The sequence below is a fragment of the Frankia sp. CeRuru1 genome, from assembly GCF_977966315.1.
The window spans coordinates 1-3,782 of the sequence record NZ_CDWWEW010000449.1 but is presented as its reverse complement, the minus strand read 5'-3'; the positions used below and the strand labels follow the sequence as shown (position 1 = coordinate 3,782).

5 protein-coding genes are annotated in these 3,782 nt (G+C 70.9%); 3 read left to right on the top strand and 2 right to left on the bottom strand.

The features are described from left to right. The coding region (locus tag AC08OP_RS22395; RefSeq protein ID WP_476615981.1) for a helix-turn-helix domain-containing protein at nucleotides 1–625 on the bottom strand (625 nt) is incomplete at its 3' end. A 35-nt stretch (nucleotides 626–660) separates the two neighbouring features. Between AC08OP_RS22395 and AC08OP_RS22390 the strand changes: the two genes are divergently transcribed. Both AC08OP_RS22390 and AC08OP_RS22385 read left to right on the top strand, forming a co-directional pair. Beyond that, nucleotides 661–1,032, top strand: coding sequence for a hypothetical protein (locus tag AC08OP_RS22390; RefSeq protein ID WP_476615980.1), 372 nt, complete (start codon nucleotides 661–663; stop codon nucleotides 1,030–1,032). A gap of 192 nt (nucleotides 1,033–1,224) precedes the next feature. Next, nucleotides 1,225–2,115 carry a transposase gene (locus AC08OP_RS22385; protein WP_476615979.1) on the top strand — a complete coding sequence of 297 codons (891 nt, stop codon included), beginning with the start codon at nucleotides 1,225–1,227 and terminating at the stop codon, nucleotides 2,113–2,115. A 33-nt stretch (nucleotides 2,116–2,148) separates the two neighbouring features. On the opposite strand, the gene AC08OP_RS22380 is transcribed toward AC08OP_RS22385, so the two are convergent. Next, complete coding sequence (locus AC08OP_RS22380; RefSeq protein WP_476595655.1) at nucleotides 2,149–2,451, bottom strand: group II intron maturase-specific domain-containing protein; 303 nt, start codon at nucleotides 2,449–2,451, stop codon at nucleotides 2,149–2,151. A 225-nt stretch (nucleotides 2,452–2,676) separates the two neighbouring features. Between AC08OP_RS22380 and AC08OP_RS22375 the strand changes: the two genes are divergently transcribed. Then, a partial coding sequence (locus tag AC08OP_RS22375) for a transposase (RefSeq protein WP_476615978.1) occupies nucleotides 2,677–3,782 on the top strand: 1,106 nt, incomplete at its 3' end.

The following is a 3,782-nucleotide window of genomic DNA, read 5'->3' as shown; positions in this document are numbered from 1 at the left end:
GGGCCGTGGGGTGGACCCGGGCGCGTACCTGGATCGACGGCTTCGCGTCGATGGAGATCACCCGGTCGTGCGGGTTGAGTCGTTCGCCCTGGTAGAAGCCCTGATAGAGGTCGAGGACCACGGTCGCCTGCGCGGCGAAGCCCGGATCCCGGGGGAAGATCCACGACTGGTAGCGCCAGGGTTTGACGGGATGCTCGGCGAGGATCCGCCGCACGCTGGAGGCCGAGACCGGCCCGGTCAGGCCGCGCCGTTCAAGCTCGGCGGCCAGTTCCGGGCAGCTCCACCGGGCCAGCGGCACCGCGGTCTCGGCGGGCAGCTGGCAGGCCAGCGCGACGACCTCGGCGCGTTCGAGCTCGCTGATCCGCCGCGGCCGGCCGGTCCGGGGCAGACCGGCCAGCCCTTCGAGGCCGTGCTCGGCGAACCGGCCGCGCCACAGCCGGACGGTGTCCACGGCCACCCCGAGGCGCCTGGCGATCCGGGCGTTCGGCCAGCCCCGGGCCGCGTACAGCACGATCGCGGCCCGCTGCCGGTCTCGGTAGGGCGTCCTGTGCCCGTCGGCGCGTTTCTTCAGCCGGACCCGCACGCTCGCGGCCAGCACGACGGGCACCGCGCACGGTAACGGCATCACACACTCCGGGGCAGGGGCAGGCGCGCAAGCCGATGATCGTAGCGACCGGGCCCGCCGGTGCGGCAGACTGGCGGGCCATGGCGGCGATCCCGGAGTCCACGAAAACCTCGATCCGGCTCCGGCTGCTCCTGCATGCCAAGGAACACTGGCCCCAGCTCGCCCGGACCGAAGTCACCTACCGCGGCGCGTTCGCCTACGTCGCCGGGGTGCCCACCGACGGGGACGAGATCCCGCTGTGCCGGCTGCGCTACGGCGGGTCAGCGCACTCGTTCGGCTTCGCGATCTACTCTGCCGCGCACGAACGCTATCAGGAAGCCACCCTGCTCACCGGCCACACCACCGGCACCCCCCAGGACGCCCTCGACACCGCCTGCACCGTCCACCTCGCGGCCGAGAGCGAGTAGCCACCGGGAGCCACCGGGAGCCACCGGACCAGGCAATCATCGACCCCCGAGGAACTTCCAGCCCTAACCACTTAGCGTGACTAAGCGTGCCCAACTGAAGGACTCTGCTGCTTAATTCGGATGGGTGTCGTGGGTGCGGCATGATCTCCTGTGCGGTCCGGGTCGCCTCGCGGGCCGCGGGAGGTGGGGCACATGTCGTTGCAGCCGAAGGGGCTGCCCGAGATCCCGGCGCGGACCGTGGCGGTCGCGCGGGCGGCGTTCCCGCGGGGGACGGTGGCGATGCGGCTACGGGACCGCCTCGCGGAGGTGTTCGTCGATGAGCCGTTCACCGCCGCGTTCGGTCGCCGCGGTGCGCCGGGTCTGCCACCGGCGGTGCTGTCGCTGGTCACGGTGCTGCAGTTCACCGAGAACCTGACCGACCGCCAGGCCGCGGCGATGGCGGTCCGTGCGATCGACTGGAAATATGCGCTCGGCGCGGAACTGACCGATACCGGCTTCGATGCGACCGTGCTGTCCCGGTCCCGGGCCCGGCTGGCCGACCACGGCCTGGAACGGGTGGTCTTCGACCGGTTCGTGGAGGCCTGCCGTGAGCGGGGCCTGATCGGCGCCGGTGGCAGAGCGCGCACCGATTCCACCCATGTGATCAGCGCGGTCCGGGACCTGAACCGGACCGAACTCGCCGGGGAGAGCGTGCGGGCGGCGTTGGAGGCCCTCGCGGTGGTGTTCTGCCAGGACGCGCTCGCACTGTGCCGGGCGGTCGCCGCACCCACCGCTCCCGGCTGGCTGAGCGAGATCCCCGCGGTGGCGTTCCTGCGGCAGATGCTGGTGCAGACCTACTACCTGTCCACCGATCCCCGGGGACGGGAGGTGATCGTGAAGCGGGACGCCGACAAGCAGGGCGTCCCGCCTGGACATCGTCGCTTGGCTTCCCCCTACGACCCGGATGCGCGGTGGGCGGCCAAGGGCGACGACCTGTTCTGGTACGGCTACAAGGTCCACCTCACCGAAACCTGCGACCCTCCCACCCAGGGTCGAGTAGCCGGGAGGGGTTTCACCTCCCGGCTCTCGCAGAACCGTGCGTGACGGTCTCCCGTCACACGGCTCCTGCCATCCTGGTCACCGGAAGGTCGGGACCCACCGCCAGTGCGCGAACAGGCCCGGGGAGCCCGTGACTGCTCGTTGCCAGGCGGCGGATGCCTTCCTCACGGGTCGCAGCCGCTTGTACTTCTTGCGGATCCAACGCACCAGGTAGGAGTTGATGCGCGTGAAGAGAACGGACAGCGCGGAGCGGTAGAACGCCCCGTAGTACGCCATCCAACCCCGGACGACCGGGTTGATCGTCCGGGCGAGGTCGGCGAGCGTGACGTCGCTGCGGCGGTGCAGGCGCCAGCGGCGGACCTGCCGGCCGAGCGTGGTCAGGGCCTGCCTGCTGATCGCGGGCTGGAACGAGGCGAAGAGGGGTCTTCGAAGTTAACCGGGGGTGGGCGTGAGACCCCAACCAGTTTGGTAACTGTGCGTAATGTTGGCTTGACGTGGCCTGCTGTGACCTGATGTGGCATGCCTCGTGTCGTGACATGAATCGCCCGCAACCCCTGGCGATCTTGGTTGTTCCTGACGCAACCGAGAGGCCACGGAGCTACGGGCTTGGACGATCATACGAATGACGCGACGCGGTTGCTCGACATCGATGGTCTGACGGTGTCGCGCGTCGAGATGCTCGCGGACAGGACACGGCAGGTGTGGCTTGCGACCGCGGACGAGACGGCGCGGGCGTGCCCGGGTTGCGGGGTGTTCACGCGCAGGGTCAAGGGCGTCGTGACCACTCGGCCGCGTGACCTGCGCTACGGCCCGTCCCCCCTGCGACTGGTGTGGGTTAAACGCCGCTGGTACTGCCAGGAGCCACCGTGCGCGAAGCGGTCGTTCACCGAGTCGCTGCCGGCGGTGCCGGCGCGGGCACGGTTGACGACCCGGCTACGCGAGCAGGCCGGCCGGCTCGTGGTCGACGGGATCCACGCGACGGTGGTAGCCAGCGCGCGGCACCTTGCGCTGTCCTGGCCGACGGTCATGGACGCGGCGCGCGACGTGGCCGCGCCGTTGACCGACACCGCCTCACCGCCGGTGGACATGCTCGGGATCGACGAGACCCGCCGAGGCCGGCCGCGCTGGCGGCCCGCGGACCCCGTTCCCACACCGGCGTCCCCCGAACCCGCTGGCGGCGGCCCCGCCGAGACCGTCGAGCCCGACCCGGCGGGTGGCGAGCCGGCGAAGGCCCGGGTGCTCGCCGACCGGTGGCATGTCGGATTCACCGACCTGGCCGGCGGGCAGGGCATGCTCGGCCAGGTCGAGGGCCGCACCGCCGACGACGTCGCGTACTGGCTGGCCAGCCAGACACCGTCCTGGCGCGACCGGATCACCCACGTGGCGATCGACATGTGCACGGTGTTCGTCGCCGCGGTCCGCCGCTACCTGCCGGGCGCCACCCTGGTCGTCGACCACTTCCACGTCGTGAAACTCGCGCACGACGCCGTCACAGAGGCCCGCCGCCGGGTCACCACCCAGCTACGGGGCCGCCGCGGCCGCGACACCGACCCCGAATGGAAGATCCGTAACCTGCTGACCCGCAACCGCGAGAACCTCACCGACCGCCAGCTGACGAAACCGTGGAACACCCTCGTCGACCTCGGCGAACCCGGCCAGACGATCCTGACCGCCTGGATCGCCAAGGAAGAACTACGCGCGCTGCTCACGCT

Excerpts from the sequence above, each read along its gene's own strand:
- AC08OP_RS22385 (WP_476615979.1), top strand. The coding sequence starts at position 1,225 with ATGTCGTTGCAGCCGAAGGGGCTGCCCGAGATCCCGGCGCGGACCGTG.
- AC08OP_RS22390 (WP_476615980.1), top strand. The coding sequence starts at position 661 with ATGATCGTAGCGACCGGGCCCGCCGGTGCGGCAGACTGGCGGGCCATG.